The sequence below is a fragment of the Streptomyces sp. NPDC059248 genome, assembly GCF_042753905.1.
In the GTDB taxonomy this organism is placed as follows: Bacteria; Actinomycetota; Actinomycetes; order Streptomycetales; family Streptomycetaceae; genus Streptomyces.
In genome coordinates this window covers 24,856-49,831 of the sequence record NZ_JBHYZV010000003.1, presented here as the reverse complement: position 1 = coordinate 49,831, position 24,976 = coordinate 24,856, and the positions used below count along the sequence as shown (strand labels likewise).

Annotated in this window: 24 protein-coding genes and 2 tRNA genes; 12 read left to right on the top strand and 14 right to left on the bottom strand. The window is 72.4% G+C overall.

The genetic code is table 11. The features are described 5' to 3' along the window. The 4 genes from ACFXG1_RS02070 to ACFXG1_RS02055 form a co-directional block, all read right to left on the bottom strand. Window positions 1-1,077: a DNA cytosine methyltransferase gene (locus ACFXG1_RS02070; protein WP_384707474.1), complete on the bottom strand. Its 1,077-nt coding sequence runs from the start codon at window positions 1,075-1,077 to the stop codon at window positions 1-3. A 68-nt stretch (window positions 1,078-1,145) separates the two neighbouring features. Further along, window positions 1,146-2,117, bottom strand: a complete 972-nt coding sequence (locus ACFXG1_RS02065; RefSeq protein WP_384707472.1) for a DNA cytosine methyltransferase — start codon at window positions 2,115-2,117, stop codon at window positions 1,146-1,148. A gap of 94 nt (window positions 2,118-2,211) precedes the next feature. After that, the gene (locus ACFXG1_RS02060; RefSeq protein ID WP_384707469.1) at window positions 2,212-2,661 is read right to left on the bottom strand and encodes a very short patch repair endonuclease; all 450 of its coding nucleotides are present in this window, start codon (window positions 2,659-2,661) and stop codon (window positions 2,212-2,214) included. After that, on the bottom strand, window positions 2,658-3,674 hold the full coding sequence (locus ACFXG1_RS02055) for a hypothetical protein (RefSeq protein ID WP_384707466.1): 1,017 nt from the start codon (window positions 3,672-3,674) through the stop codon (window positions 2,658-2,660). The genes ACFXG1_RS02060 and ACFXG1_RS02055 overlap by 4 nt, the downstream gene beginning before the upstream one ends. 126 nt (window positions 3,675-3,800) lie before the next feature. Here ACFXG1_RS02055 and ACFXG1_RS02050 point away from each other — a divergent pair, with 126 nt between their 5' ends. The 3 genes from ACFXG1_RS02050 (at window position 3,801) to ACFXG1_RS02040 (ending at window position 5,858) form a co-directional block, all read left to right on the top strand. After that, complete coding sequence (locus ACFXG1_RS02050) at window positions 3,801-4,586, top strand: class E sortase (protein ID WP_384707535.1); 786 nt, start codon at window positions 3,801-3,803, stop codon at window positions 4,584-4,586. A 69-nt stretch (window positions 4,587-4,655) separates the two neighbouring features. Continuing rightward, window positions 4,656-5,015: a DUF6412 domain-containing protein gene (locus tag ACFXG1_RS02045; RefSeq protein WP_384707464.1), complete on the top strand. Its 360-nt coding sequence runs from the start codon at window positions 4,656-4,658 to the stop codon at window positions 5,013-5,015. A 96-nt stretch (window positions 5,016-5,111) separates the two neighbouring features. Next, complete coding sequence (locus ACFXG1_RS02040; RefSeq protein WP_384707461.1) at window positions 5,112-5,858, top strand: YidC/Oxa1 family membrane protein insertase; 747 nt, start codon at window positions 5,112-5,114, stop codon at window positions 5,856-5,858. A gap of 30 nt (window positions 5,859-5,888) precedes the next feature. On the opposite strand, the gene ACFXG1_RS02035 is transcribed toward ACFXG1_RS02040, so the two are convergent. Further along, window positions 5,889-6,473 carry a heme-degrading domain-containing protein gene (locus tag ACFXG1_RS02035; RefSeq protein WP_384707458.1) on the bottom strand — a complete coding sequence of 195 codons (585 nt, stop codon included), beginning with the start codon at window positions 6,471-6,473 and terminating at the stop codon, window positions 5,889-5,891. Then, entirely contained in the window at window positions 6,470-7,564 is a 1,095-nt protein-coding gene (locus ACFXG1_RS02030; protein WP_384740323.1) for a Gfo/Idh/MocA family oxidoreductase, read from the bottom strand. Before ACFXG1_RS02030 ends, ACFXG1_RS02035 begins: the two co-directional genes overlap by 4 nt. 64 nt (window positions 7,565-7,628) lie before the next feature. Between ACFXG1_RS02030 and ACFXG1_RS02025 the strand changes: the two genes are divergently transcribed. From ACFXG1_RS02025 to ACFXG1_RS02010, 4 genes are all read left to right on the top strand, one after another. Further along, window positions 7,629-8,924 carry an ROK family transcriptional regulator gene (locus tag ACFXG1_RS02025; RefSeq protein WP_384740451.1) on the top strand — a complete coding sequence of 432 codons (1,296 nt, stop codon included), beginning with the start codon at window positions 7,629-7,631 and terminating at the stop codon, window positions 8,922-8,924. A 259-nt stretch (window positions 8,925-9,183) separates the two neighbouring features. After that, a complete protein-coding gene (locus tag ACFXG1_RS02020; protein WP_384740320.1) occupies window positions 9,184-9,978 on the top strand; it encodes a hypothetical protein in 795 nt (264 codons plus the stop codon). A 282-nt stretch (window positions 9,979-10,260) separates the two neighbouring features. After that, a complete protein-coding gene (locus ACFXG1_RS02015) occupies window positions 10,261-11,040 on the top strand; it encodes an HAD-IIA family hydrolase (RefSeq protein WP_384722046.1) in 780 nt (259 codons plus the stop codon). A gap of 188 nt (window positions 11,041-11,228) precedes the next feature. After that, a complete protein-coding gene (locus ACFXG1_RS02010; RefSeq protein WP_384740317.1) occupies window positions 11,229-11,714 on the top strand; it encodes a hypothetical protein in 486 nt (161 codons plus the stop codon). Between the two features lie 373 nt (window positions 11,715-12,087). Here ACFXG1_RS02010 and ACFXG1_RS02005 read toward each other — a convergent pair. Beyond that, a tRNA-Lys gene (locus tag ACFXG1_RS02005) sits at window positions 12,088-12,161 on the bottom strand. A 184-nt stretch (window positions 12,162-12,345) separates the two neighbouring features. On the opposite strand from ACFXG1_RS02005, the gene ACFXG1_RS02000 reads away from it, so the two are divergent. The 3 genes from ACFXG1_RS02000 (at window position 12,346) to ACFXG1_RS01990 (ending at window position 16,059) form a co-directional block, all read left to right on the top strand. Then, window positions 12,346-13,830 carry a peptidoglycan-binding protein gene (locus ACFXG1_RS02000; RefSeq protein WP_384740314.1) on the top strand — a complete coding sequence of 495 codons (1,485 nt, stop codon included), beginning with the start codon at window positions 12,346-12,348 and terminating at the stop codon, window positions 13,828-13,830. An 85-nt stretch (window positions 13,831-13,915) separates the two neighbouring features. Then, window positions 13,916-15,145 carry an SPFH domain-containing protein gene (locus ACFXG1_RS01995; protein ID WP_384720665.1) on the top strand — a complete coding sequence of 410 codons (1,230 nt, stop codon included), beginning with the start codon at window positions 13,916-13,918 and terminating at the stop codon, window positions 15,143-15,145. 329 nt (window positions 15,146-15,474) lie between these two features. Beyond that, the gene (locus ACFXG1_RS01990; protein WP_384720668.1) at window positions 15,475-16,059 is read left to right on the top strand and encodes a lytic polysaccharide monooxygenase; all 585 of its coding nucleotides are present in this window, start codon (window positions 15,475-15,477) and stop codon (window positions 16,057-16,059) included. A 195-nt stretch (window positions 16,060-16,254) separates the two neighbouring features. Here ACFXG1_RS01990 and ACFXG1_RS01985 read toward each other — a convergent pair whose 3' ends face one another. The 7 genes from ACFXG1_RS01985 to ehuB form a co-directional block, all read right to left on the bottom strand. Beyond that, window positions 16,255-16,689, bottom strand: a complete 435-nt coding sequence (locus ACFXG1_RS01985; RefSeq protein WP_384711742.1) for an ester cyclase — start codon at window positions 16,687-16,689, stop codon at window positions 16,255-16,257. Window positions 16,690-16,879: 190 nt separating this feature from the next. Beyond that, a tRNA-Lys gene (locus ACFXG1_RS01980) sits at window positions 16,880-16,953 on the bottom strand. An 84-nt stretch (window positions 16,954-17,037) separates the two neighbouring features. Continuing rightward, complete coding sequence (locus tag ACFXG1_RS01975; protein WP_384711740.1) at window positions 17,038-17,799, bottom strand: IclR family transcriptional regulator; 762 nt, start codon at window positions 17,797-17,799, stop codon at window positions 17,038-17,040. A gap of 286 nt (window positions 17,800-18,085) precedes the next feature. Continuing rightward, window positions 18,086-18,823 carry an amino acid ABC transporter ATP-binding protein gene (locus ACFXG1_RS01970; RefSeq protein ID WP_384740448.1) on the bottom strand — a complete coding sequence of 246 codons (738 nt, stop codon included), beginning with the start codon at window positions 18,821-18,823 and terminating at the stop codon, window positions 18,086-18,088. A 157-nt stretch (window positions 18,824-18,980) separates the two neighbouring features. Beyond that, window positions 18,981-19,631 (bottom strand): ectoine/hydroxyectoine ABC transporter permease subunit EhuD, encoded by a 651-nt coding sequence (gene ehuD / locus ACFXG1_RS01965; RefSeq protein ID WP_384740308.1) that lies wholly within the window; start codon window positions 19,629-19,631, stop codon window positions 18,981-18,983. After that, a complete protein-coding gene (gene ehuC, locus ACFXG1_RS01960; protein ID WP_384711731.1) occupies window positions 19,631-20,443 on the bottom strand; it encodes an ectoine/hydroxyectoine ABC transporter permease subunit EhuC in 813 nt (270 codons plus the stop codon). The genes ehuD and ehuC overlap by 1 nt, the downstream gene beginning before the upstream one ends. Next, window positions 20,440-21,402: an ectoine/hydroxyectoine ABC transporter substrate-binding protein EhuB gene (gene ehuB, locus ACFXG1_RS01955; RefSeq protein ID WP_384711728.1), complete on the bottom strand. Its 963-nt coding sequence runs from the start codon at window positions 21,400-21,402 to the stop codon at window positions 20,440-20,442. Before ehuB ends, ehuC begins: the two co-directional genes overlap by 4 nt. A 270-nt stretch (window positions 21,403-21,672) precedes the next feature. Between ehuB and ACFXG1_RS01950 the strand changes: the two genes are divergently transcribed. Continuing rightward, on the top strand, window positions 21,673-22,773 hold the full coding sequence (locus ACFXG1_RS01950) for an LLM class flavin-dependent oxidoreductase (RefSeq protein ID WP_384711725.1): 1,101 nt from the start codon (window positions 21,673-21,675) through the stop codon (window positions 22,771-22,773). A gap of 437 nt (window positions 22,774-23,210) precedes the next feature. Next, the gene (locus ACFXG1_RS01945) at window positions 23,211-24,869 is read left to right on the top strand and encodes a glycosyl hydrolase family 18 protein (protein ID WP_384711722.1); all 1,659 of its coding nucleotides are present in this window, start codon (window positions 23,211-23,213) and stop codon (window positions 24,867-24,869) included. Window positions 24,870-24,976 lie beyond the last annotated feature (107 nt).

The following is a 24,976-nucleotide window of genomic DNA, read 5'->3' as shown; positions in this document are numbered from 1 at the left end:
TCAGGTCAGGCCCATGGAACGGTCCACCGCGGCCAGCCCCTCCTTCAGGGCGATGTCCCCGAGCCCGAGGGCCGCGGCCAGGACGTGGACGCCGAGCCGCGGCGGAATGGCGTTGCCGATCTGCTGCGCGACGGCGTTGCCGCTCCATCGGTGAACGGCGGGGAAGGTCTGCAACAGGCCCGCCTCCGCGTGGGTGAAACGGGGCAGTTCGGTACCGTCCGGCAGATACACCCGATTGCGGGAGATCTTCCCGGTGACGGTGGCGGACGGCATGTCGGAGTCGCGACGGCCCCGGTTGGTGGGGATACCGCCGGTGCCGTAGTTGGAGACCACGTAGAAGGACTCCGGGCGGTTCCTGAGCACATCGCCCATCGTCACCCAGGGCGCGCGCCGCGAGTCGCCCTCCGTGCGAGCGACGCCCTTCCGGTACGGGCGGTGCGTCGGTTCGGGCAGCTCGGCCCGTCCCTGCCACCGCGCGACCAGGATCGCCCGGCGCCGTGTCTGCGGTACACCGAACTCCTCCGTCTGCAGCACGGCGGGCGGAGCGACGTCGTACCCGGCGCTGCTGAGGACGTTCCCCATGACCGTCCACACCGGCATGGCGCCGGGCACCTGCTCCAGAACGATCGCCTCGTACGGGCGACCCGCGTCGATCGCGGCGAGAGCCCATCGCAGGGGCTCCAGTACCAGGCCGATGCGCTCGTCGCCGAACTTCGCGAAGTCCTCGGCCAGGCCCTTCTCGCGGGCGGCCATGCGCTTGGCGAGACTCACGACCGCGTCGAGGGCCTGTCGTCCGGCGCCCGAGCCGGCGACGGTATACGTCTGGCAGGGGGGGCCGCCGGTGAGTACGGTCGCGTCCGGGAAGTCGTCGGGGCCCGAGTCGCGGACGTCACCCCTGTCGTGCGTCGCCAGCCCCGCCGCCTCGCGGGTGGCCCGCGCGTCCTTGTCGATCTCGATGCCCGCCACCACGGGAAGACCCAGATGAGCTGCGGCGACGTCGAGTCCACCCGGTCCCGCGAAGAGATCGACAATACGAAAATCCGCAGCGTCGACCTGCTGCGTATCGGGGGTGGTCATGGGACGCGAGTCTATCCCGGGGACGGGATGGCCGGAGCCCTCTCCGGCCGATCGCCCGGACCGTCGGATCACGACTTCAGGGCCGCCGCGACGGCCCTGCCGAGTGCCTCCGCCACGAGGGGCGGGGAAGCCTGTCCGATCTGGCGGTACCGATTCGTCTTGCCGCCCGCGAAGGACCACTCCGGTGGAAACGCCTGGAGGAGGGCGGCTTGTGGCACGGTGAGCTTCTTGTGAGGTGAGCCCGACTTATCCGATTCCTGTGCCCCGTCCGGGCCCGGAACCTCGTCGCCGAGCGCGCCGCCGTTGATCCCCATCCGCTCCCAGGCGCGCTTGGACCCGCGGGGCCCGAGATCGCCGCCGCCCCTGCCGTACGATCCGCCGACCAGGGTAGGGGCGACATGGACGGCTCCGGCCACCCACTGCTCCAGCCCCGTCCAGCCTCGTTCCCCCATGGACTCCCGAAGGGCCTCGCCGACCGTGATGTGATCGTCGACGGTGGGCACCGGCGGTTCGAAGGCATCGGCGTAAGGATTCTTCAAGGCGATCAGGATCCCCTGCTTCCGCCGCTGGGGTACGCCGTAGTCGGCGGCGTCCAGGACGAACCAGTTGAGTCGGTAGCCCAGGTGCTCCAGCTCCGCACGGACGTACTCGCGCACCTCCGCGTACTGCGGCTTCTCCACCAGCTCCGGCACGTTCTCGATCAGCACGGCGCGCGACTGCACGGCGGAGGCCAGCTGGATGGTGACCTTCAGGAGGTCCGCCTCCTTGCCCGTCTCCGCGCGGTTGACCGTCGCGGACGACTTCACACGCGGCAGACCGGCCGAAAGGAGGTCCACGTCGTAGCTGATCGGGTGGTCGACGGGGTCGAAGTCCACCAGGTCCATCTCCAGGACGTTCCAGGCAGGCCTGTTGAGTCTCAGCGTCTCGCAGGCGACGTCCCGGTCGTCCAGCAGCAGTACCGGGTCGAACCCGGCACGCTCCAGCCCCAGTGCCAGACCTCCGCCTCCGGCGCACACCTCGACCGACGTCAGTCTCCCCACGTTGCACTCCCCACGTTCCGTTCGGTGCGACCGACGGAGCCCTACCCGCTTCGACGTGCGACTCCGCCCTCTGCGTTCCGCAAGCCTTGCATGATCACTCGCGCTTGGACCGGGCCGCACGCAGTCGTCGTACGGTTTCGGCCACCCGACCGGCTACGTCCTCGGGAGCCTCGTGCTCCCAGAAACGCAGCACCGTCCAGCCCCGGGACTCCAGATGTGCCGTCGTCTCCCGGTCCCGTTCCGTGTTCCGGTCGAGCTTCTCCCGCCACCACGCGGCATTCGACTTGGGGAGCGTTCCGTGGACGGGGCAGCTGTGCCAGAAGCAGCCGTCGAGGAAGACGGCCACCTTGGTTTGCCCGAACGTGATGTCGATCTTCCGCCGTCTCATGTCCGGGACGGCGGTGTGGAGTCGATAGCGGAGTCCCTGCGCGTGGAGCAGGCTTCGTACGGCCTTCTCGCAGGAGGTGTCCTCGGACTTCTGCCGGCTCATCTGGGCCGACTTGGCCGCCGACGACGGGACCATGAGCGGGGCGGGTCTCGTCATTCCGCGGCCGGGCCGCCGTGACAGTCCCGGTACGCCGTTTCCGAGCCGCACCAGCACGGGCCGCTTTTCGGCGGGGGCCAGGGGAGGGCGCGGCCGCGGGAGGCGAGGGTGGTGGTGTATTGGGGGAGCAGGGCCGGGTTGGTGGGGGAGGACTGTTCCGAGGCCGCGAACGCCTCGTACGAGGGGACCGTCGCCGTCACGATGCCCAGGTTCTCGGTGCCCGTGGCCGACAGTTCGCGGAGGGCCGACTCGATGGAGGTCAGGTGGGCCGGGTGCGAGGGGTACTCGGTGGTGAGGGCGGGGTACGCGGTGAGGAGTTCGGTGAGCTCCGCCGAAGGCCAGTGGAGGACCGCGACCGGGAAGGGGCGGGAGAGCGCCGAGCGGTAGGAGCCCAGTTCGGAGCGGAGGCGGGCGATCTCGGCGCGGAGTTCGGCCGGGTTGTCCGAGCCCAGGGACCACAGGCGGTTGGGGTCGTGGAGTTCGTCGAGGGAGATCGGGGAGCGGGCCGTGTGGACCTTGTCCGCGAGGCGGTCCCAGTTGTCGTGGGGGCGGCCCAGCAGGCGGCGGACCCGGTGGCGGCCGGTGAGCAGGGGCTGGACGCCGTAGGGGACGTCGTCGTCGCCGGGGGGCAGCAGCCGCTCGATGCCCTCCGTGTAGCAGGCGTGCGACTCCTCCAGCTCGTCGTGGGACTCCAAAGTCTCGGCGATCGTCTCCCACGGGGCCGGTTCGGCGGGGGACGCGGCGCGGACGCCCGCGATCAGGGCCCGGGCCTCCGCCTCGTGGCCGTACTCCCAGAGGTTCGCCGCCTGGAGCGCCTTGATCGCCAGGGGGTGCTCGGGGTCGGCGGCGAGGAGGCCGTCGTAGAGGGTGGAGGCGCGTTCGCGGTCGCCGGCCAGTTCGAGATGGGCGGCGGCGCGCAGCAGCAGGGGCTCGTGGTCCTCGGGGTACTGCGACGCGGTACGCAGCAGACGCTCGGCTTCGGCGGTGTGTGCGGCAGGCGTGTCGGGGCGCATGGGTGACACCGTACTGCCGCGGCCGCACCGGACGGCACGGCGGTTCGGGCCCGCACGGCTCTGGTGACCTCCGGCGGCCGGCCCTATCGTGCGCCCGTGCGGATACGGCAGCAGCGGCCCCACCGGATGCCCGTCGTCGTCCAGGGGCGCCGGTCCCGTCGTCGCGCCCGGGCCGCGCGGGCGCTGTGGGGGTGTGCCGAGGCCGCCGTCACCTGCGGGGTCGTCCTGCTGCTCCTCGTCGTACACCAGCTGTGGTGGACCAACCGGCAGGCCCGGGCCGGGGCCGAGCGCATGGTGACGTCCCTCGAACGGGAGTGGGGGCGGGAAGGGGAAGGGGAGGGGGAGAGGGAAAGGGGTGCGGGGGAGGTGGAGGTGGAAGTGGGGGAGAGGGGAGGGGAGGGAGCGGGGCCGCCGGGCGTGACCGTTCCCGAGGAGCGGCGGGCCGGGCCCGTGCCCGAGTCCGGGCGCGCGTACGCCGTTCTGCGCATTCCCCGCCTCGGCGTCACCGCCCCCGTCGCCGAGGGCGTCGGCAAACGGAACGTCCTCGACAAGGGGTACATCGGCCACTACCCGGGCACCGCCCGGCCCGGCAGGCCCGGGAACGTCGCCCTCGCCGGGCACCGCAACACCCATGGCGAACCCTTCCGGTACATCAACCGGCTCCGGCCCGGTGACGACATCCGGATCGAGACCCGGGACGGCGTCTACGTCTACGAGGTCGACCAGCAGCTGCCGCGGACCGCGCCCCGCGACATCGGGGTGATCCGGCCCGTACCCCGGTCCCTCGTGGTCCCCGGCGCCGGATACCGCGAACCCGGCAGCTATCTCACCCTCACCACCTGCACCCCCGAGTTCAGCTCCACCCATCGCCTGATCGTGTGGGGCAAACTGGTCTCCGCCCGGGCCCGATAGTGTGACGGCCGTCCGGGTACCCTGAAGCCGATACCCGTCGACGAGAGCTGACGAGAGGGGGGAGCGGGGATGACGGTCACCGACGCCGGCAGCCGTACCGCCCGCCTCGTCCGTGCGCTCGCCGTCGCCCTCGTCGTCGCCGTCACGGCCTTCGAGATCCTCGTCGCCGACAGCACCGGCGGCATCGGCGGCGGCTTCGTCGCCGCCCTCGCGCTCGCCGCCACCGCGACCGGAGCCGTGGGCTCCGCCCTGGTCGTCGGCGCCGTGATCAGCGCCCGCTGCGCGCCCCCGGTACCCCGTACCCGGGTCCGTACCGCCATCCGCGACCGTGAGCGCCGTACCGCCTTCCTGCCGCAACGCGACCCCGACGCCCGGGGCCGCACCCGGCCCCGAGCCCCCGGCCGCGCGCTCGCCGCGGCGGTAGCGTAGGGCGGAATCCAGCACTCCAGCAGGCTCTCCGTACCCCGCCGCATGTCTCGCATGTCATGACATTCCCGGCAGTACGAGACCCTTCGGAGGGCTCCCTTGTCCGTCTTCGCCCAGCTTGTCGAGCGCCTCGCCGACTTCCTCGAACCCCTCTTCCAGACCTCCGCGACCGCCGCCGCGATCGTCCTGTTCACGGCGCTCGTCCGGCTCGCCGTCCACCCCCTGTCCCGCGCCGCCGCCCGCGGCCAGAAGGCCAACGCCCGGCTCGCCCCCCGCGTCGCCGAACTCCGCAAGAAGCACGGCAAGAACCCCGAGCGGCTCCAGAAGGCGCTGATGGAGCTGTACGCGAAGGAGAAGGCGTCGCCCCTCTCCGGCTGTCTGCCGAGCCTGTTGCAGATCCCCGCGTTCTTCCTCCTCTACCACCTGTTCTCCAGCGGTTCGATCGGCGGCGAGCCCAACGCCCTGCTCACCCACACCCTCTTCGCCGCGCCCCTCGGCGACCGCTGGACCCACGCCCTCGACGACGGTGGTGTACTCGGCGACGCGGGCCTCGTCTATCTGGCGCTCTTCGCCCTCGTCACCGTGGTCGCCGTGCTCAATTACCGGCGTACGAAGCGGCAGATGGCGGCCGGCCCCGCGATCGACCCCTCGACGCCCGGCGCGGCGGCGATGGCCCCCATGCTGAAGTTCCTGCCGCTGCTCTCCTTCGGCACCCTGATCACCGTGGCCGTCGTCCCGCTCGCCGCCGCGCTCTACATCGTCACCAGTACGACCTGGAGCTTCGTCGAACGCGTCCTCCTCTACCGCGACATGCCGACGGCGGGCGCCCTGGCCCAGCCCCTGTAGCCGCCGGGTACGCGCGGGGTGTGCGCCGTGTCACACCCCCGACGGCGTCCTGGTCGTCGCCTGGAACCGTTCCAGCGCCTCCACCACCAGCGCGTGGTCCTCCGTCTGCGGCAGACCGGAGACCGTGACCGTCCCGATCACCCCCGCGCCCGTCACCGCCAGCGGGAACGCGCCGCCGTGCGCCGCGTACCCGGCGGGGTCGAGCCGGGACGCCGTACCGAAGTCCGCCCCCCGGGCCCGGTGGCGGGCGCCCACCAGCAGACTGCTCTCGCCGAACCGCTCCACCACCCGCCGTTTGCGGTCGATCCACGCGTCGTTGTCCGGGCTCGACCCGGGCAGGGCGGCGTGGAAGAGCTGCTGTCCGCCGCGGCGGATGTCGATCGCCACCGGCGCGTTCCGCAGCCGGGCCATCTCCATCAGCAGCGTGCCCAGCGCCCACGCGTCCGCATGGGTGAAACGGTCCAGCACCAGCCGCCGCTCCTGGGCCGCCAGCTCGGTCACGGTGGGGACCGGCGCCCCGGCGGACGGCCCGTCGGACGGCCCGGCCGGGGGTACGGCCGCGGGTACGGGAGGGTTCGCGGACGGCTGGCCGGACGGAGCGGCGGCGGGGGTCATACGGACGGCACCTCCACGGTGATGCCCTCTCGGGCGGAACGACGGGCCGCTTCCAGGATGGCCAGAGTCGCCGCCGCCTGCTCGGCGGTGACCGGCGGCGGTGTGCCGTCCCGCAGCGCGCGGGCCACCAGGTCGTAGTAGGCGGGATAGTCGCCGGGTACGGACGGCACCGGACGGCCCCCGCCGGCCGGCGGCGAGTCCCCCGCCCCGATCCGGCCCCACAGCGATTCGTCCTCCACACCCCACGGCTCCCCGCGCCCCGGCCGCCGGCCCGCCCGCAGCTCCGCCTCCTGCGGGTCGAGGCCGTAGGTGACGAAACCGGCCCGTGAGCCCAGGACCCGGAAACGGGGCCCCGGCTGGGCGGCGGTCGAGCTGACCCACAGATGCGAGCGGACCCCGTTCGCGTGGGTGAGGGCGATGAAGGTGTCGTCGTCGGTCTCGGCGCCGCCGCGCCGTACATCGGACTCCGCGTACACCCGGACCGCCGGGCCGAACAGGGTCAGCGCCTGGTCGACCACATGGCTTCCGAGGTCGTACAGCAGTCCGCCGATCTCCTGCGGGTCACCGGACTCCCGCCAGCCGCCCTTCGGCCGTGGCCGCCACCGCTCGAACCGGGACTCGAAACGCTGTACGACCCCGAGATCACCCCTGGCCACCACTTCGGCGAGGGTCAGGAAGTCACTGTCCCAGCGGCGGTTCTGGAAGACCGAGAGCAGCAGTCCGCGGTCCGCCGCGAGCGCCGCCAGATCCCGCGCCTCGGCGGCGGTCCCGGCGAGCGGCTTGTCGACGACGACCGGGAGCCCGGCCCGCAGCGCCGCCGTCGCCAGCGGGACATGGGTCCGGTTGGGCGACGCGACGACCACGAGGTCCAGCTCGTCCGCGCGGCCCCACAGCTCGTCGGCGGAGGAGGCGAGCCGTACCCCCGGGAACTCGGCCCGCGCCTGCTCACGACGGGCCGGAGCGGAGGTGACGACCGTGTCGAGGACCAGTCCGTCGGCGGCGGCGATCAGCGGCGCGTGGAAGAACGAACCCGCGACTCCATAGCCGACGAGTCCCACGGCGAGGGGGGTATCGGTGCCGTTACCAGTCATGGCGTCACTTAAGCAACGCTGTTGCCAAAGCGCAAGCGGACGTCAGAATGGGGGTGTGGGAGACATGGGACACGACAACACCGACGGCACCGACGAGACCGCCGCAGGTCCGGGACCGGGTGACGGCGCTCGTATCGGGGTCGGTGGCGGTGGCGGTGGCGGTATCGGTATCGGTGGCGGGGGGGAAAGCTCCGGCGGTACGGAGTCGGGCGCCGATCCGTTCCGGCGGACGGGACCCCGGCTCGCCCCGGCCCCCGGCGCCGAGCCCACCCGTACGGCCACCCTCCCCGGCACACCCGCCGGCGGCGCCAACCTCCCCGCCCTGCGCGGACACAACACGGCCCTGCTCCTCGCCCACCTCCGCGACGCGCGCGACCACGGGATCAGCCGGCTCGGTCTCGCCCGGCGCACCGGGCTCACCCCCCAGGCCGTCAGCAAGATCATCGCCCGGCTCCGCGCCGACGGGCTGGTCGCCGAGGCCGGGCGGCGCGCCTCCACCGGGGGGAAGCCCAGGACCGTCCTGCGGCTGGTTCCCGGGGCGCGCCACGCGATCGGCCTCCGGATCGACCGGGACGAGGTGACCGCGGTCCTGGTGGATCTGTACGGGGCCGTGGTCGCCGCGAGGACCGCCCCGCTGGATCTCGGCACCGGCGCCCCGGCGGTCGTGGAGGCCGCGGCCGCCGAGGTGGAGTCGCTGCTCGCGGACGAGGGGCCGGGGCAGGTCCTGGGGGCCGGGGTCGCGATGCCCGGGCCGCTCGATCACGCGGCCGGGGTCACGCTCCGGATCACCGGCTTCCCCGAGTGGGACGGCTTCCCCGTCCGGGACGCCGTTGCCGCCCGGCTCGCGATGCCCGTCGTGCTCGACAAGGACACCAACGCGGGCGCGCTCGGCCTGGTGCCGGGCGCGCCGCCGGGGGAGTCGTACGCCTATCTCCATCTGGGTACCGGCCTCGGCGCCGGTCTCGTCCTGGGCGGGGCCGTGTACCGGGGCGGGCGGACGGGGGCCGGGGAGTTCGGTCACCAGGTGATCCGGCTCGACGCCGACACGCCGCCCTGCCGCTGCGGTCGGCGCGGCTGTATCGAGGCGCTCTGTCTGGCCGCCGTCGCCGGCGGCGATCTGCCGGAGGCGGCCCGCGTCCTCGGCGCCGGGGCGGCCAACCTCGTCGCTCTGCTCGATATCGACCGGGTCCTGCTGGGCGGCCGGATAGTCGAGGAGGCCGGCGCGGGAGAGATGTTCGTACGGGAGGTGGGCCGCCGGGCCGGGATCCCGGCCGCCCTCGCGAACGGCGGCCCCCATCTGGTGGCCAGGGGAGCGGCGGAACTCGTCCTCGCCCCCCTCTTCGGCGGCGCGGCGGGGTGAGGCGCGCATCAGAGGTATCGGCGACAGCGGGGCCGGTTTCGGGGGTCCGTTTCGGGGGGCCTGGCCGGGTTCACCGGGTTGGAACCCGTATGAAAGTCGGACAATACGCTGAAGGGGCGGAATCGCCGGGCCGCCCGGCCGGGGCGGGTCGTGGCGCCGTCGCCTTCCCCGCCGCGCGTGCCATCGTCGGGGCCGAGGCCGGATCCGTCCCCCGGGGCGGGGAGCAGGCCCCCTCCGAACGCAAAGGCCAACGATCGACATGCGAACGCGCACCGTTTTCGCCGTCGTCGCCGCGACCACGGTCGCGGCCGTCGCCCTGACCGTGACCCCGGCGGCCGGTTCCGCCGGCACCGCCGGGACCGCCGTCGCCCTCGGTGCCGCGTCCGTCCCGGCGGACGGCGCCACCGGGGGCGAGCGGCTGCCCGCCGGATGCGGGAGCGCGTCCGGCGGGGCTTTCCCCATCGGCACCCGGATCGTCGGCGGGCCCGACGTCCACCACCCGGGGGGCGGCTTCGAGGCCTGGGGCGTCGAGCTGACCAACACCACCGGCCGGGAGTGCCGGCAGGTCCACCCGGTCCTCGTCTTCGCCGCCCGCGACCGGGGGCTGACCCCCGACCGGATGATGCTGGAGTTCTACGATCCGGGGGCCGCGCGCTGGCGCGGCGCGCAGCTGGAGACCAGCGGCGACGACGAGGTCGTCGGCGTGCTGGGCGCCCAGCGGGCCGAGGGTGGCGGTTTCACCGTACGGGCGAAGTCCGCGGTCACCGTCCGGGTGCGGCTCGCCCTCACCGGCGAGACCCCGCCCAACCAGGTCACCGTCAACGCGGCCGTCGTCCAGCGGCGCGGGGACGACGGCGACTGGGTCGGGGAGTCCGGCGACTACCGGTTCGCCGTCCTGGAGGACCGCGGGCCCGGGGCCACCGTCACCCGCGACGAACTCGCCACCACCGGCACCGGCTCCACCCTCCGGCTGGCCGCGGCGCTCGGCATGGTCCTGGCGGCCGGCGGAGTGCTCCTCCTGATCTCGCGGGGAGTGCGCAGGGCCCGGGACTGACGCCGCCCGCGCTCGGACACCGGGACCGGTACGGATCCGTGCCGGTCCCGGTGCCGGTCCCGCCCCGACACCGGCTCTGACACCCCCGTAAAACCCGTTCGTCGCTGGTCAGGACTCGAACACCCGGCCCCCGGCTGACTAGGCTGTCCGTGTCGGGGTGCCACAAGGCCGTGCCTCCGGCATCCCGCACATCGCGTACGGGACACGGACAACCGCCGGCCGCCGGCCGGAGCGGGGTCCGGGACCGTACCGTACGCCCCGAGCACGGCAGGAGCCCCCTTGATGGCAGAGCGCAAGCCGATCGAATCCTGGCTGACCGACATGGACGGTGTCCTGATCCACGAAGGCGTGCCGATCCCGGGCGCCGACGCCTTCATCCGCAAGCTCCGGGACACCGGCAAGCCGTTCCTGGTGCTGACGAACAACTCGATCTACACCGCCCGGGACCTGCACGCCCGGCTCGACCGGATGGGCCTCGACGTCCCGGTGCAGAACATCTGGACGTCCGCCCTGGCCACCGCGCAGTTCCTCGACGACCAGCGGCCCGGCGGTACGGCGTACGTCATCGGCGAGGCCGGGCTCACCACGGCGCTCCACGACATCGGGTACGTCCTCACCGACCACGACCCCGACTACGTGGTGCTCGGCGAGACCCGTACGTACTCCTTCGAGGCGCTGACCAAGGCGATCCGGCTGATCAACGGCGGGGCCCGGTTCATCTGCACCAACCCCGACGAGACCGGTCCCTCCACGGAGGGCCCCCTCCCGGCGACGGGCTCGGTCGCGGCGCTGATCACCAAGGCCACCGGCAAGGACCCCTACTTCGCGGGCAAGCCGAACCCGCTGATGATGCGGACCGGGCTGAACGCGATCGGGGCGCACTCCGAGACCAGCGCCATGATCGGCGACCGGATGGACACGGATGTGCTGGCCGGTCTTGAGGCGGGGATGGAGACGTTCCTCGTCCTCACCGGGGTGACGACCCCCGAAGGCATCGACCGCTACCCGTTCCGGCCCTCGACGGTCGTGGACTCCATCGCGGATCTCGTCGAGCGGATCTGACCGCGCGCCGCCCTGGCGCCCGCGGCGGTGCCGGTGCCGGTGACGTGGCGTGCGTCGCGTCACCCGAACACCTCGGCCCCCGCTTGCGTCGTGCCACGTCAGAACCGGTGCCGGGGGTGCGGTCCCGGCGCCGGGGATGCGGTGGGCCGCGACAGGCGTGACGCTGTGGCACAGCAGGAGGTGTCACCATGCGTGCAGCTGTGATCGCGCTCCGTGCGGCCGGGGTGGCCGCCGTCCTCGCCGCGGTGCCGACCGCCCTCGTCCTCGCGCCCGCGGAGTCCGCCGTCGGTTCGGCGCGCGAGACGGCCGGGGTGTACGAGCCCGGCGGGGCGGGCGGGGCGGGCGGGGTTTCCGACGCGGCGGCGGCCCGGATCCCGGCCGCCGCGCCCGTGGCGCCGTCCCTGCTGACCCCCCGGGCGGCCCCGGATCCGGCGCCCGCCGTCGAGGCCCGTGGTGTCGGCGGGGGTGTGGGCGCGGTCGACGGCACCGGCACCGGCACCGGTACGGGTGCGGGTACGGGGACGGGCGCGGGAATCGCCACCGGTGAGCCCGCCGCCGAGGACACCGGGCCCGGCACCGTCCACACCGTCGTCGGACTCGTCCTGGCGGGGGTGGCCGCGGTCGTCGTCGCGGTACGGGGAGCGCATCGCCGCCGCCGCACGGACGGCCACTGAGCCGGGCCGCGCTCCGGTCCGTGCTCCGATCTGCGTTCCGGTCCGCGACCGGGCCCGGCGGGCGGCCGTCTCATCCGGGCCACCCGCCGGGCCGGTCCTCGACCGCGGGGCACGGGCTGCGGGAGAAGCCCGGCACCGGAGCGGGAGGAGGGGGATGGTCGTGACGCGGGAACCCGGACCAGTGGCGGGACGGCCTTTCTGCCACTGTAGGCGCGCGGAGCGACATGGCCTAGGTCCGCGGGTGCGACTCGTGGGTCTCGCGGACGTCGGTCGGCGCGGCGCCTCGGCCGGTCCGGGCAGGTCCTGGCATGTCCTGGCATGTCCTGGCATGACCGAGGCCCCCTCGCCATGGGCGAGGGGGCCTCGGTGTGCGTGCGCCGCCAGGGACTCGAACCCCGGACCCGCTGATTAAGAGTCAGCTGCTCTAACCAACTGAGCTAGCGGCGCCTGCTGACGGGAAAACTCTACCGGATCGCATGGGGTGCTCCGAACCAATATCCGGCCCATCTGATCGTTCCCGGCCTGTCGGATGGTCTTTTTGTCCCTTTTATGGGCCAGACTGCACTCCATCGCAGGTGTTCTCACCCGCCCACACACATCACGATCCAGCCACGCGTGGAGGGGCCAGCCGATGGCGCTGCCGGTATTCGAGGAGTACGAACCCGCTCCCGACTGCGACTGTCCCGGCTGCGTCCGGCAGCGCCGGGCGTTCGCGGCGGGGGAGCACCCGGCGGCCCACGGCTGCCGGCGCGCGCTGGTGGTGGTCACCGCGGCGGGCGCGGTGCTCGGCGGTGGTGCGGTGGCGCCCGTCGGCGCGGTCTCCGTCGTCGCGCCGGGGACCGCCGCGAGTCCGGCCGGGGCGGCCTTGAGCGCCCCGGGCCGTACGGACGCCACCGCCGCCGAACCCGACAACGAGCAGGGCGGACGCGGCGAGCTGCACGGCCGACCGCTGCCCGGCCCGACCGGGCAGCCGGCGGCGCCCGTCATCCCCAAGACGACCCGGGCGGAGATCATCAACCGGGCCAAGATCTGGGTGGAGGCCAAGGTCCCGTACAGCATGTCGAAGTACTGGACCGACGGATACCGCCAGGACTGCTCGGGCTATGTCTCCATGGCGTGGGGTCTGACCGCCAACGAGTGGACCGGCAGCCTGGCCCAGTTCGGTACGGAGATCAAGCGGGAGGAGCTCCAGCCCGGGGACATGCTGCTGTTCCACAACCCGGACAATCCGACTACCGGATCGCATGTCACGCTCTTCGGCGGCTGGACCGACCACACCCATGCCGAGTACACGGCGTACGAGCAGACCAAGCCGGCCACGCGCCGGCAGACCACGCCGATGGCGTACTGGAACAACTCGTCCAAGTACCTCGCCTACCGCTACAAGGGCATCACGGGCGCCACCACCCCGGCCGAGCCCGCCGAGCCCGTCACCGCGCCCCCGCCGGCCGTCCCCGCGCCGCCCGCCCCCGCCGACTCCGACGCCTTCCCCGGGGCGCAGCACTTCGGCCCCGGGGCGAACAACGCGCATGTGACCCGGCTCGGGGAGATGCTGGTGCAGCGCGGCGGCAAGCGGTTCTACGCGAAGGGGCCCGGGCCCCGCTGGGGCGAGGCCGACCGCAGGGCAACCCAGGCGTTCCAGCAGGCGCAGGGCTGGCGGGGCACCGCCGCCGACGGCATCCCCGGCGCGCAGACGTGGAAGCTGCTGACCACCGGGACGGGGAAGCCCATCCCCGCGGCGGAGGCCCTGCCCGCCGCCCCGGTGACGCCGGTGACTTCGGTGACCCAGGCGGCCCTCGGGTCCGCCCCGGCGCCCGGGCCCGCCCAGGGTGTCGGCGCCGTACCGGCCGTCGCGCCCGCCGTTCCGGCCGTGCCGCCGTTTCCCGGGGTCGGGGTCTTCCGGCCCGGGGTGTCCAGTCCGTACGTGACCCGGCTCGGCGAGCGGCTCGTCCTGCGGGGCTTCGGCCGGCACTACACCCGGGGCCCCGGGCCCGTCTGGGGCGAGGCGGACCGGCGCAATGTCGAGGCGTTCCAGCTGGCCCAGGGCTGGCGCGGCGCCGCAGCCGACGGCTACCCGGGCCCCGAGACCTGGCGCCGCCTCTTCGCCGCGACCTGAGGGCGGGCCCCCGTACCGCCCCCGTACCACCCCCGAATCCCCCATCCGGCACTCGCCCGATCCCCGCAGCGGAGGCGGCAGCACGATGAGCACCACCACATCGGAGCCCGACGGGAGCCCGGGCCCCACGCGGCTCCCCGGGGCCCATGTCCCGGTCATCGCCGCGGAGGCGACCACGGAGATCCCGGTCCACCTCCTCTTCCGCGACGACACCTGCACCGATACCGACACCGCCACCGACGTGGTCGGCCGGACCTTCCCCGTGCGCCCGGCCGTGGTCTCCCGCCGCCGGGGCACCGGCGAGCAGCCGCGCACGGCCCCGGGACCGGGACTCGGCCCCCGCTCCGGCTTCGGAGCCGGAGGACCCGCGTCCGTCCCCGTCCCCGCCCGGCCCGTGCCCACCGCCGATCCCGGTCTCACCGAGCGCCCCGGCCCGGCGCTGCCCGGCTGGACCGGGGTCTTCGCGGGGATGTGCGCGGTCGCCGGAACGGGCCTGGTCCTGTGGGGCGCCGGGGTGACACCCGCGGTGGCGACCCGTCTTCTCGGGCTGCCCCCGGCCCCGTACGCCGGGCTCGGCCCCCTCCTGTGGGCGCTGATCGGTCTCGGGGTCGTACTCGCGCTCTTCACCTTCGGCGGGGTCGCCCGCGGCCGGGCGGGGCACGCCCTCGTCCTGACGCTCTTCGGCGAGTACCGCGGCACGGTCCGGCGTACCGGCCTGATGTGGCTGAACCCGCTGCTGCGGCGCCGTCGCGTCGACGTACGGCTACGGCACTGGCGGAGCCTGCCGATGCCCGCCGTCGACGCCGACGGTACGGCGCTGCGGGTGGTGGTGCTGGTGGTCTGGCGGGTACGGGACACCGCCCGCGCGGCCCTCGGGGTCGAGCGCCACGAGGCGTATCTGACCGAGCGGGTGGAGTCCTCGACCGCCCGGGTGCTCTCCCGGTTCCCGGCGGACGACCGCCCGGACGGTCCCGGGCCCACCGCCACGGCCGGCGCCGAGGGTCTGGGCGGCGCGCTGACGGCGATGCTCGCGGCCGAGTGCGCGCCCGCCGGGATCGAGGTCTTCTCGGCCCAGCCGACGGCGGTCGACTACGCCCCCGATGTCGCCGCCGCGCTCCAGCGGCGCCGGGTCGCGGCGATCGACGCCCGGCACCGGGACTCCGTACTGACCTCGGTGGTCGACGCGGTGGACGACACGGTCACCCGGCTCACCGCGCGCGGTCTGGTGGAGCTCGACGACTACGAGCGCAAGGCCCTCGTCAAGGATCTCACCGTGGCGTTCTACACCGGCCGGTCCACGCCCCTGGAGCACTGAGTTCCGCACCGGCCGCCATCGGGCGCCCGGTGCCGCCGGATCCGTACCGCCGCACGTGATGAAGGGGAAGCGGGAACTACGGCATGCTTCCGGTGGCTATACCCGTTACGGGCCCGGAAAGCGAAGGCATCTCAGGGTCTGGACAGGCCGAACTCTGGTCAATACATTGGGTGTTGGTCTAGACCTGAAAGTGGCGCAGAAGGAGCGCCTCTCGCGGAAGAACCCCCCACGGGAATCCCCACGACGCGATCGCACGGTCAACCCCCCACACCCCACGCACGCGTGCAGCACGGCTCACTCGAACCCCCCCCACGTTTCTTGGAGCAAGCATGCGCAAACGGACCACAGCTGCCGCCATCGGTCTTCTCATGACCGGCGCCACCGTCTTCGCGACCGGCAGCGCCAACAGCCACGGCTACACGGAGTCCCCGGTCAGCCGCCAGAAGCTCTGTGCCAACGGCACGGTGAAGAACTGCGGGGACATCCAGTGGGAGCCGCAGAGCGTCGAGGGCCTCAAGGTCTTCCCCGCCGGGGGCCCGGCCGACGGAACCATCTGCGCGGGCGGCAACGGCCGCTTCTCGCAGCTCGACGACCCGCGCGGCGGTGCCTGGCCCGCCACACAGGTCAACTCGGGCAGCTACACCTTCAGCTGGCGCTTTACGGCACGGCACCGCGCCACCGACTTCAAGTACTTCATCACCAAGCAGGGCTGGAACCCGAACTCCAAGGTGACCCGCGCGTCCCTGGACTCCCAGCCCTTCCTGACCGTCCCCTACGGAGGTGTCCAGCCGCCGGAGACCCTGTCGCACACCGGGACGCTGCCGTCCCGTTCGGGCAAGCACGTGATCGTGGCGGTCTGGACCGTCTACGACACACCGAACGCGTTCTACGCCTGCTCGGACGTCCAGTTCTGACGCATGACGCATGACGCCTGACGCATGACGCCTGACGGCGCGGCGGCCCCTTCCCGGGGGCCGCCGCGTCGTGGAGCCGGGGGCCGGACCCGTCCGGCGCCTGCGGGTGCTCTTCGGTCCGGGGCCCGGTGGGTGGCTTGTCGCGCGGTTCCCCGCGCCCCTGGCTCCCCCGGATATCCGGGGTGCCGCAGCCGCTCAGTCGTTGAGGCCGATCTGGCGCATCAGGCCGACCAGGTCGTAGAAGAGGTTCTCCTCCACGATCATGCCGTCCACCCAGTGCGCCACCGTGCAGAAGTCGACGGCGAAGGCTCGGCCGGTCGGTGGGATCTCCCCGCCGGGGCCCTTCATCGGCCCGGTCATCGTGCCGGTGAAGCGGGCCACCGAGCAGGTCCAGTCGCCCCGGCCGATGAGGACCTTGTACGGCCGGTTGGTCACATGATTGTCGGGGAAGGTCGCGAAGAATTCGACGGCCTCCGCCCGGTGGTCGTGCCGCCCCCGGGTCGGCTCGGGCTGTCCGGGCCAGTACACGACGGTGTCCGGGGTGTGACGGGCGTCGAAGGCGTCCCAGTCCTGGGCGTTCCACGCGTCGTCGAGGCTCTGCATGAGCTGCATGTTCTCCTCGGCCGTCATCGTCGCCACCTCGGTGTCGGGGGTCGGGGCCTGGGTCTGCCGAAGGGCACGGGCGCGCGGCGACCACCCCTCCAGGAGACCCCGGGCCCCGGGACCCCGCAAATGGACGGACGCGGTGACGGAGCCCCGGAACGCATGAAAACACCCGAGGCGTCCCGGCCGGAACCGGAACGCCTCGGGTGATCATCTGTGCGCCGCCAGGGACTCGAACCCCGGACCCGCTGATTAAGAGTCAGCTGCTCTAACCAACTGAGCTAGCGGCGCCTGACGAGAAAAATACTACCCGGTCCCCGGCGATGCTCACGACCACCAGGGACCGGTCGGGGACCACCCCGGGGGCCGGCCGGGTCACAGGGTGAGGGAGAGCGCCATCGGGGCGGCGCTGCGGTTCAGCGTGTCGGCCGCGGCGCGCAGCCGGTGGGCGTGTTCCACCGGCATCGACAGCGCCAGACAGCCCACCGTCGCCCCCGCCGTCAGTGGGACCGCGGCGCAGACCGTGCCCACCGCGTACTCCTGGAGGTCCAGGACCGGCACGGTCGGCGGCTGGCTGTCCAGCTTGGAGAAGAGCAGCCGCTCACTCGTGATCGTCCTGGAGGTGAAGCGGGTGATCTTGTGGCGGGAGAGATGGTCCCGGCGGCCGTTCGGGTCGAGCTGGGTGAGCAGGCACTTGCCGACGGCGCTCGCGTGCGCCGCGAAACGGAAGTCCACGTACTCGTTCACCTTGGGCGCGAGGGGACTGTCCGCGTACTGGGTGATCCGCACCTCGCCGTCGATATAGCGGCTGACGTACACCGCGGCGCCGACCGTGTCGCGCAGCAGGGCCAGGGCGTGCTGGACCTTCTCCTCCACGGCGCGCTCGCGGACCGGGCCCGAGCCCAGCAGGACGAGCGAGTCGCCGATCACATAGGCGCCGCCGTCGGTGAGCCGCTCGACGTACCCCTCGCGGCGGAGCATGTCGAGCATCGGCGTCAGATGCGCGGTGGGCAGTCCGGTCTCCCGGGCGATCTGGTCGTCCGTGACACCGCCGCCGTGCCGGGAGACGGTTTCGAGTACGCGCAGCACGTACTGCACCGACTGGAACGACACAGCCGGCTCGGGCCTGAGTGCCACGGTCTCCCCCTCAGCAGGTCGTCTCCGCCAGCTTCCATTACCACGATAGCGGGCAATAACCGTCAGAAGCACGGCTGTTGGCCGGAATGCCGGGTGTTGTCACCCCCCTAAGCTGGGGCTCTTGTTTTTGGCATATGCCAGAGGCATGGTCTGGGGTAGGGGCGCGTCCACGATTCGCGCGGGCGTTCCCGGGTACCCCCGGGCGGGTCCCGATACCTCCCGCGGCGGGTCCCGGCACCCCCGCGGGCAGGTCCGGGCGCCCCCGCGGTGCCCGGACGCCGCCCGGTCAGAGGATCGCGCCCAGGAACTCCCGGGTCCGTTCGTGCTCCGGGTCCGAGAAGATCTTCTCCGGCGGCCCGTACTCCAGTACCCGCCCCTCGTCGAACATCATCACGCAGTCCGAGACGTCACGGGCGAAGCTCATCTCGTGGGTGACGCAGACCATCGTCACATCGGTCGACCGGGCGATGTCCCGCAGCAGATCCAGTACGCCGGTCACCAGCTCGGGGTCGAGCGCCGACGTCACCTCGTCCAGCAGCAGCACCTTCGGCCGCATCGCCAGCGCCCTGGCGATGGCCACCCGCTGCTGCTGCCCGCCGGAGAGCCGGCTGGGATAGCTGTCGGTGTACTCGCCGAGGCCCACCAGGTCCAGCAGCTCCCGGCCGCGCTCCTCGGCCTCGTCCTTGGAGAGTCCCAGGACGTGTACGGGCGCCTCGGTGATGTTCCGCAGCACCTTCATATGGGGGAACAGGTTGAACTGCTGGAACACCATCCCGATGTCCTTGCGGACCTCCCGGACCTGCTTCTCGGGCGCCGGCCACAGCCGCCGCCCGCCGACGGTGATCGTGCCGTCGTCGGGCTTCAGCAGGGTCATCAGCAGCCGCAGGATCGTGGTCTTGCCGGAGCCCGACGGGCCGATGAGGGTGACGTGCTTGCCGGGGTGGACCGACAGATCGAGGGAGTCGAGGACCGTACGGTCCCCGAACCGTTTGGTGACCCCGTCGAAGGTGATCAGATCGGCCACCGGTGTGCCGCCGGCGCCTGCGGCCCCGCCCGAGGCGTCGGGGGCGGCGGGATCCCCGGGCCCCGCGGGACCCGCGGGCCCCGCGGGATCGGCCGGACCGGCCGGACCGGCCGTGTCCGTGGGATCGGTGGGATCGGTGGGCTTGTTCAGCAGACGGTCAGCGGACAAGACGACGCTCCAGTGCTCGCAGAAGGAGGGATGCCGGGTAGGACAGGACGATGAAGGCGATACCGACGACCGTGAACGCCTCCACGGTCAGGAAGGTCTCGGCGGCGAACTGGCGCGCCTGCCCGAGCATGTCCATCACTCCGATCACGAAGATCATCGGAGTGTCCTTCAGCATCGCGATGACGTAGTTGCCGAGCGCCGGGACGACCCGGCGCACCGCCTGCGGCAGGATCACCGCACGCCAGGTGCGCACCCGGCCCAGGCCGAGCGCCGTGGCCGCCTCCCACTGGCCCACCGGGACCCCGTCGATCCCGGCGCGGTAGACCTCGGCGGTGTACGTCGAGTAGTGCAGCCCGAGCCCGACGACCCCGGTGACCAGGGCGGAGAGCGTGATACCCCACTCCGGCAGCACGTAGTAGAGGAAGAACAGCTGCACCAGCAGCGGAGTGTTGCGGACGAACTCCGTCACGGCCGCCACCGGCCAGCGCACCGCGCGGTACGGCGAACGCAGCGCCAGCGCCCACACCAGGCCGAGCGCGAAGGCGAGCAGCGCCCCCAGGCCCAGGGCCTGCAGGGTGACCAGGAGTCCGTCCCAGAAACGGGGCATGAAGTCCCCGACCGCGGACCAGTCCCACGTCATCAGCGCTCACCTCCGGTCGCCGTGGCTCCGGCGGTCGCCTGTGTCTCCGGGGCCGGCGTTCCGGCACCGGTACCCGTCGCCGGGACCTGGTCGTTACCGGCCACCGCCCGGCGGCGGTGGCGGGCCCGTACCCGGTCCGTGAACGACGGTTCGACCTCCCGGCCGAGACCCGCCTTGGCTCGCCGCTCCAGCGACCGCATCCCGCGGCTGAGGCTGAAGGCCAGGACGAAGTACATGAGCAGGACCACGGTGTACACCGGCGCACTGTCGCCGGTGGCGTTGCGGACGAGTGCCGCGCCGAACGCGATGTCGCCGACGCCCATCACCGAGACCAGGGCCGTGCCCTTGAGCAGTTCGACGAGGAGATTGCCGAACGGGGGGATCATTTCCGGCCATGCCTGCGGGACGACCACCTTCCGCAGCTGCTGCCCCTGGGTGAAGCCGAGGGCCACCCCGGCCTCCCGCTGCCCCGGCGGCACCGCGGCGACCGCGCCGCGGACGACCTCGGCGCCGTACGCGCCGTACGTCAGGCCCAGCGACAGCACCGCCGCCCACATGGGCACCAGCTGCCAGCCGAAGCCCATCGGCAGCACGAAGAAGATCCAGAACATCAGGATCAGTGCCGATGTGCCCCGGAAGATCTCCACATACGTCCCGGACAGAAACCGGACGATCCACCGGCGGTGGGTACGGGCCGGGCCGACGACGAAGGCCACGACCACCGCCAGGGCGGCACTGAACACGGTGAGCTGGACGGTGACCCACACGCCCTTGAGGAGCAGCTCCCACAGCCCCGGGGTGATGTCGCTCATGCGGCGCACCTCTCCCGGGCCCGTACATTCGTCATCTCCGTCTCGCGGAAGCCGAAGGGCCGCATCAGATCCAGCAGCTCACCGGTGCGCCTCAGCTTGTGCAGCTCGCGATTGAAGGCGTCCCGCAGCCGGGTCTCGGGGGTGCGGAAGGCGAAGCCGCCGACGTCGATCACCGGTTCCCCGTCGCGGAGCGGGGTGATCTCGGGCGTCACCTCGGCCCGTCGGCTGCCCTTCACGACGTTCCGTACCGCGACGGAGGTCCCGGCGAAGACGTCGACCCGGCCCTGTTCGACCGCGAGCAGCCCGGCGAGCTGGTCGGGGAGGGTGACGATGTTCTTCACCCCCGCCTCCTTCGCGTGGTCGATCTCCCCGTAGCCGACCCCGGTCGCGAACCTGGCACCCGACTCGGCCACGTCCTCGAAGGTGCGCAGCTTCTTCGGATTGCCCTTGGCGACCAGGAAACCGCTGAGCATCTGGTACTCGGGGTCGGAGAAGAGGACCTGGTCGCAGCGGGCGGGCGTGATGAACATCCCGGCGCCGACCACATCGAACTGGAGCGCGTTGAGCCCGGTGATCAGGGACCCGAACTCGGTCGGGAAGGGCTGGACCTCCTCGACCCCCAGCGCCCGGAAGATCCGCCGGGCGATCACCGGCGACGAGCCGGTCATCTCGCCGTCCCGGCCGATGTAGCCGAACGGCTGCTCCCCGGCGAGACCCAGCCGTACGGTGCCCTTCGCGCGCAGCTGCTCCAGCAGGCTGCCGCCGTCCCCGGCGTCCGCGGTGGCCACCCGGCTGCACGCGCTCGCGCCGCCCACGGCGGCGAGGGAGCCGAGTGCGGCGGCCCCGGCGAGCAGGGACCTGCGGCCGATGCCGCGTCTGCCGCCGTCCGGGGGGCCGCCCCCGGGGCCTTCTCCGGGGCCGCTCCCGGGTTCGCGGGGTTGTCGCGGCATGCGGTTCATGGGTGACTGGTGTGTCGAATGTTGTTCCTGGGGATGTCGTCGTCGGGCCATGCCCGCGCGGCTACCCGGACCGTACGCGGATATGCGGATCGATCCCGTGATGCCCCGGGCGGTTCATCGGCCGGATGGCGCCCCCGGAGACCGCCGCACCGGGCGTCCGGACCCCGCCGTCACGGGGAACAACCCCCACCGTCACGGGAACAAACGGAGTAAACCTCCTGTTGATCTCCTGCGACAGCTTGCTCCGTCCGAGTGCGAAGGGCAGAACCGTTGGACGACGCGAGGCAGGACGCCCATCACCCCGACCCCGACCCCGTCAGGGGCACGGCGCACGGCTCGGCGGGCGTGCCGTTGTCCGTGCTCGACCTCGTCACCGTGGGGGAGGGGCGGACCGCCGCCGACGCCCTGCGGACCAGTGTCGCGCTCGCCCGGCTCGCGGAGAGCCGCGGCTACCACCGCCACTGGGTGGCCGAACACCACTCCATGCCCGGGGTCGCCTCGTCCTCCCCGGCCGTGATCCTCGCCCATCTCGCCGCGCACACCGACCGGCTCCGCCTCGGCTCCGGCGGGGTGATGCTCCCCAACCACGCCCCGCTGGTGATCGCCGAGCAGTTCGGCACGCTGGAGGCGCTGGCGCCGGGGCGGATCGACCTCGGGCTCGGCCGGGCCCCGGGCACCGACGGGGCGACCGCCGCCGCCCTGCGCCGCACCGCGCGGCCGGGGGAGGGGGCGGAGGACTTCCCGCAGCAGCTCGCGGAGTTGACCAGGTTCCTCGACGACGACTTCCCCGACGGCCATCCGTACGCCCGGATCCACGCCGTACCCGGCCCCGTCCAGGGCCCGGTGGCCCGCCCGCCGGTCTGGCTGCTCGGCTCATCCGGCTTCAGCGCCAGGCTCGCGGGCGCCCTCGGACTGCCCTTCGCCTTCGCGCACCACTTCTCGGCCCGCAACACGGTCCCGGCGCTCGATCTGTACCGGGAGTCGTTCCGCCCCTCGGCGCTGCTGACGGAGCCGTACGCGCTGATCGGGGTGGCCGCGCTCGCCGCCGACGACGAGCGGGAGGCCCGCCGCCAGGTGCTGACCGGCGCGCTGTCGATGCTGCGGCTGCGCACCGGGCGGCCGGGGCTGATCCCGACCTCGGAGGAGGCGGAGTCGTACGCCTTCACCCCCGCGGAGCGGGAGTTCGTCGCGGACTGGCTCTCCACCATCGTCCACGGCACGCCCGACGCCGTCCGGGACGGGCTCGACGCGCTGCGGAAGCGGACCGGGGCGGACGAGCTGATGCTCACGTCGAACGTCCACGGCGAAGCCGCGCGGCTGCGCTCGTACGAACTCGTCGCGGACGCCTACGACTTGCCGAAGACGGTCTGAGGCCGGCCGGGCACGCTCCGAGCACGGGTCCAAGCGCGCTCCGAAGGTGCTCCGAAGGCGCTCCGAACGCTCTCCGGACGCGCTCCCAGCACGGGCTCGGCCGGGGCGGAAGCGGCGGGTCCGGTCTCTCGGCGACCGATGATTTCTTTCCGATGGTTCATCCCTGAACTGTCCGATTGGCCGGGATCATCCATTCCTTAAACCATCCTTATCCCGCACTTAAAGCCCTCGTCAGTTGCGGTGAGAAAACCTTCATCTTTCTCGCCGCACGGCTCTGACGAGGGCTTTTGCCTATGAATTGGTCTAGTCCTTCTTTGGGTGGAGGTTGGTCGAGACCATTGACGCGGCACTGGCCGGATCGCTATCTCTTTCTCCGGCCCGTGTTACGCCGACCTACGGGCCCGCACCCCCTGTTCCCCCCACTCCGGAGGCATTTCGTGCGCTCCCGCAAACCCTTGATCGCGGCTCTGACGACCGCGGCAGTCGCCGCAGGCGTCCTGGCCGGCTTCGCCACGACGGGCAACGCAGCGACACCCCAGAAGACAGCCGCCGCTGCCGCCACCCAGCCGGGCGTGAAGATCGCGTACTACGACCAGTGGAGCGTGTACGGCAACGCCTTCTACCCGAAGCACCTCGACACCCGGGGCATCGCCGACAAGCTGGACATCATCAACTACTCGTTCGGCAATATCCACCAGACCGATCTGACCTGCTTCCAGGCCAACAAGGCGGCGGGCGACGACAACAACCCCAACGCCGGTGACGGCGCGGGCGACTCGTACGCCGACTACCAGAAGACCTTCTCGGCCGCCGACAGCGTCGACGGGGTCGCCGACCGCTGGGACCAGCCGATCGCCGGTGTCTTCAACCAGTTCAAGAAGCTGAAGGCCAAGCACCCCCACCTGAAGATCAACATCTCTCTCGGTGGCTGGACGTTCTCCAAGTACTTCCACGACGCGGCCAAGACCGACGCGTCCCGGAAGAAGCTCGTCTCCTCCTGTATCAAGCAGTACCTCACCGGTGACGTGCCCAAGGCCGACGGCTACGGCGGTCCCGGCACCGCCGCCGGGATCTTCGACGGCATCGACATCGACTGGGAGTACCCCGGCTCCAACGGCGGCCACCTGGGCAACCACTACGGGCCCGAGGACAAGGTCAACTTCACCCTGCTGCTGGCCGAGTTCCGTAAGCAGCTCGACGCCTACGGCGCGGCCAACGGCGGCAAGAAGTACCTGCTGACCGCCGCCATGCCGGCCGGCCAGGACAAGATCAAGCACATCGAGACGGACAAGGTGGGCGCGTACCTCGACTACGCGAACATCATGACGTACGACATGCACGGCGCCTGGAACGGCAGCGGACCGACGTACCACCAGTCGCCGCTGTACTCGCCGCCGTCGGACCCGACCAACCCGATCGCGCCCGGCACCGAGAAGTACTCGGTCGACAACGCGGTCCGCGCCTGGATCGACGGCAGCCCCGCCTACGGCATTACCGGCGGCTTCCCGGCGAACAAGCTGACCCTCGGGTACGAGATGTACTACCGCGGCTGGAAGAACGTCCCGGCCGGGACCAAGAACGGTCTCGCCCAGACCGCCAACGGCGGCAGCGCGCCGCGTCCGCTGAGCCAGGCGGCCGGTATCGCCAACTACAAGGAGCTCGGCGGCATCGTCGACAACCCGGCGACCACCTTCTGGGACGACGAGGCCAAGGCCGCGTACTTCTACAAGAACGGCGAGTTCTTCACCGGTCTGGACAAGCGGGCCATCGACGCCCGCGCGGCCTACGCCAAGAGCAAGGGCCTGGGCGGGGCGATGATGTACTCCCTCATCGGCCTCGACGAGCAGACCAAGCTGCTGAACGACGTCGTCGCCGCGGTCGGTACGAGCGTCCGGCCCACGCCGACCCCCACCCCGACCCCGACGCCGACCCCCACCCCGGCCTGCGGCAGCCCCTGGGCCGCGGCCGACGTCTACAACACCAACTCCGTCGTCTCCCACAACGGCCGCAAGTGGAAGGCCCAGTGGTGGAACCAGGGCAGCGAGCCCGGGACCGGCGGCGAGTGGGGCGTCTGGCGCGACCAGGGCCCCTGCTGACCCCGGCCGGCTGACCGGCCGGTGAAGGGGGCCGCCCCCCACGGCACGACACGGCCCCCGAGCACCACCAAGAGATCCACCGTGTTCCCCCCACAACACCGCCCCCG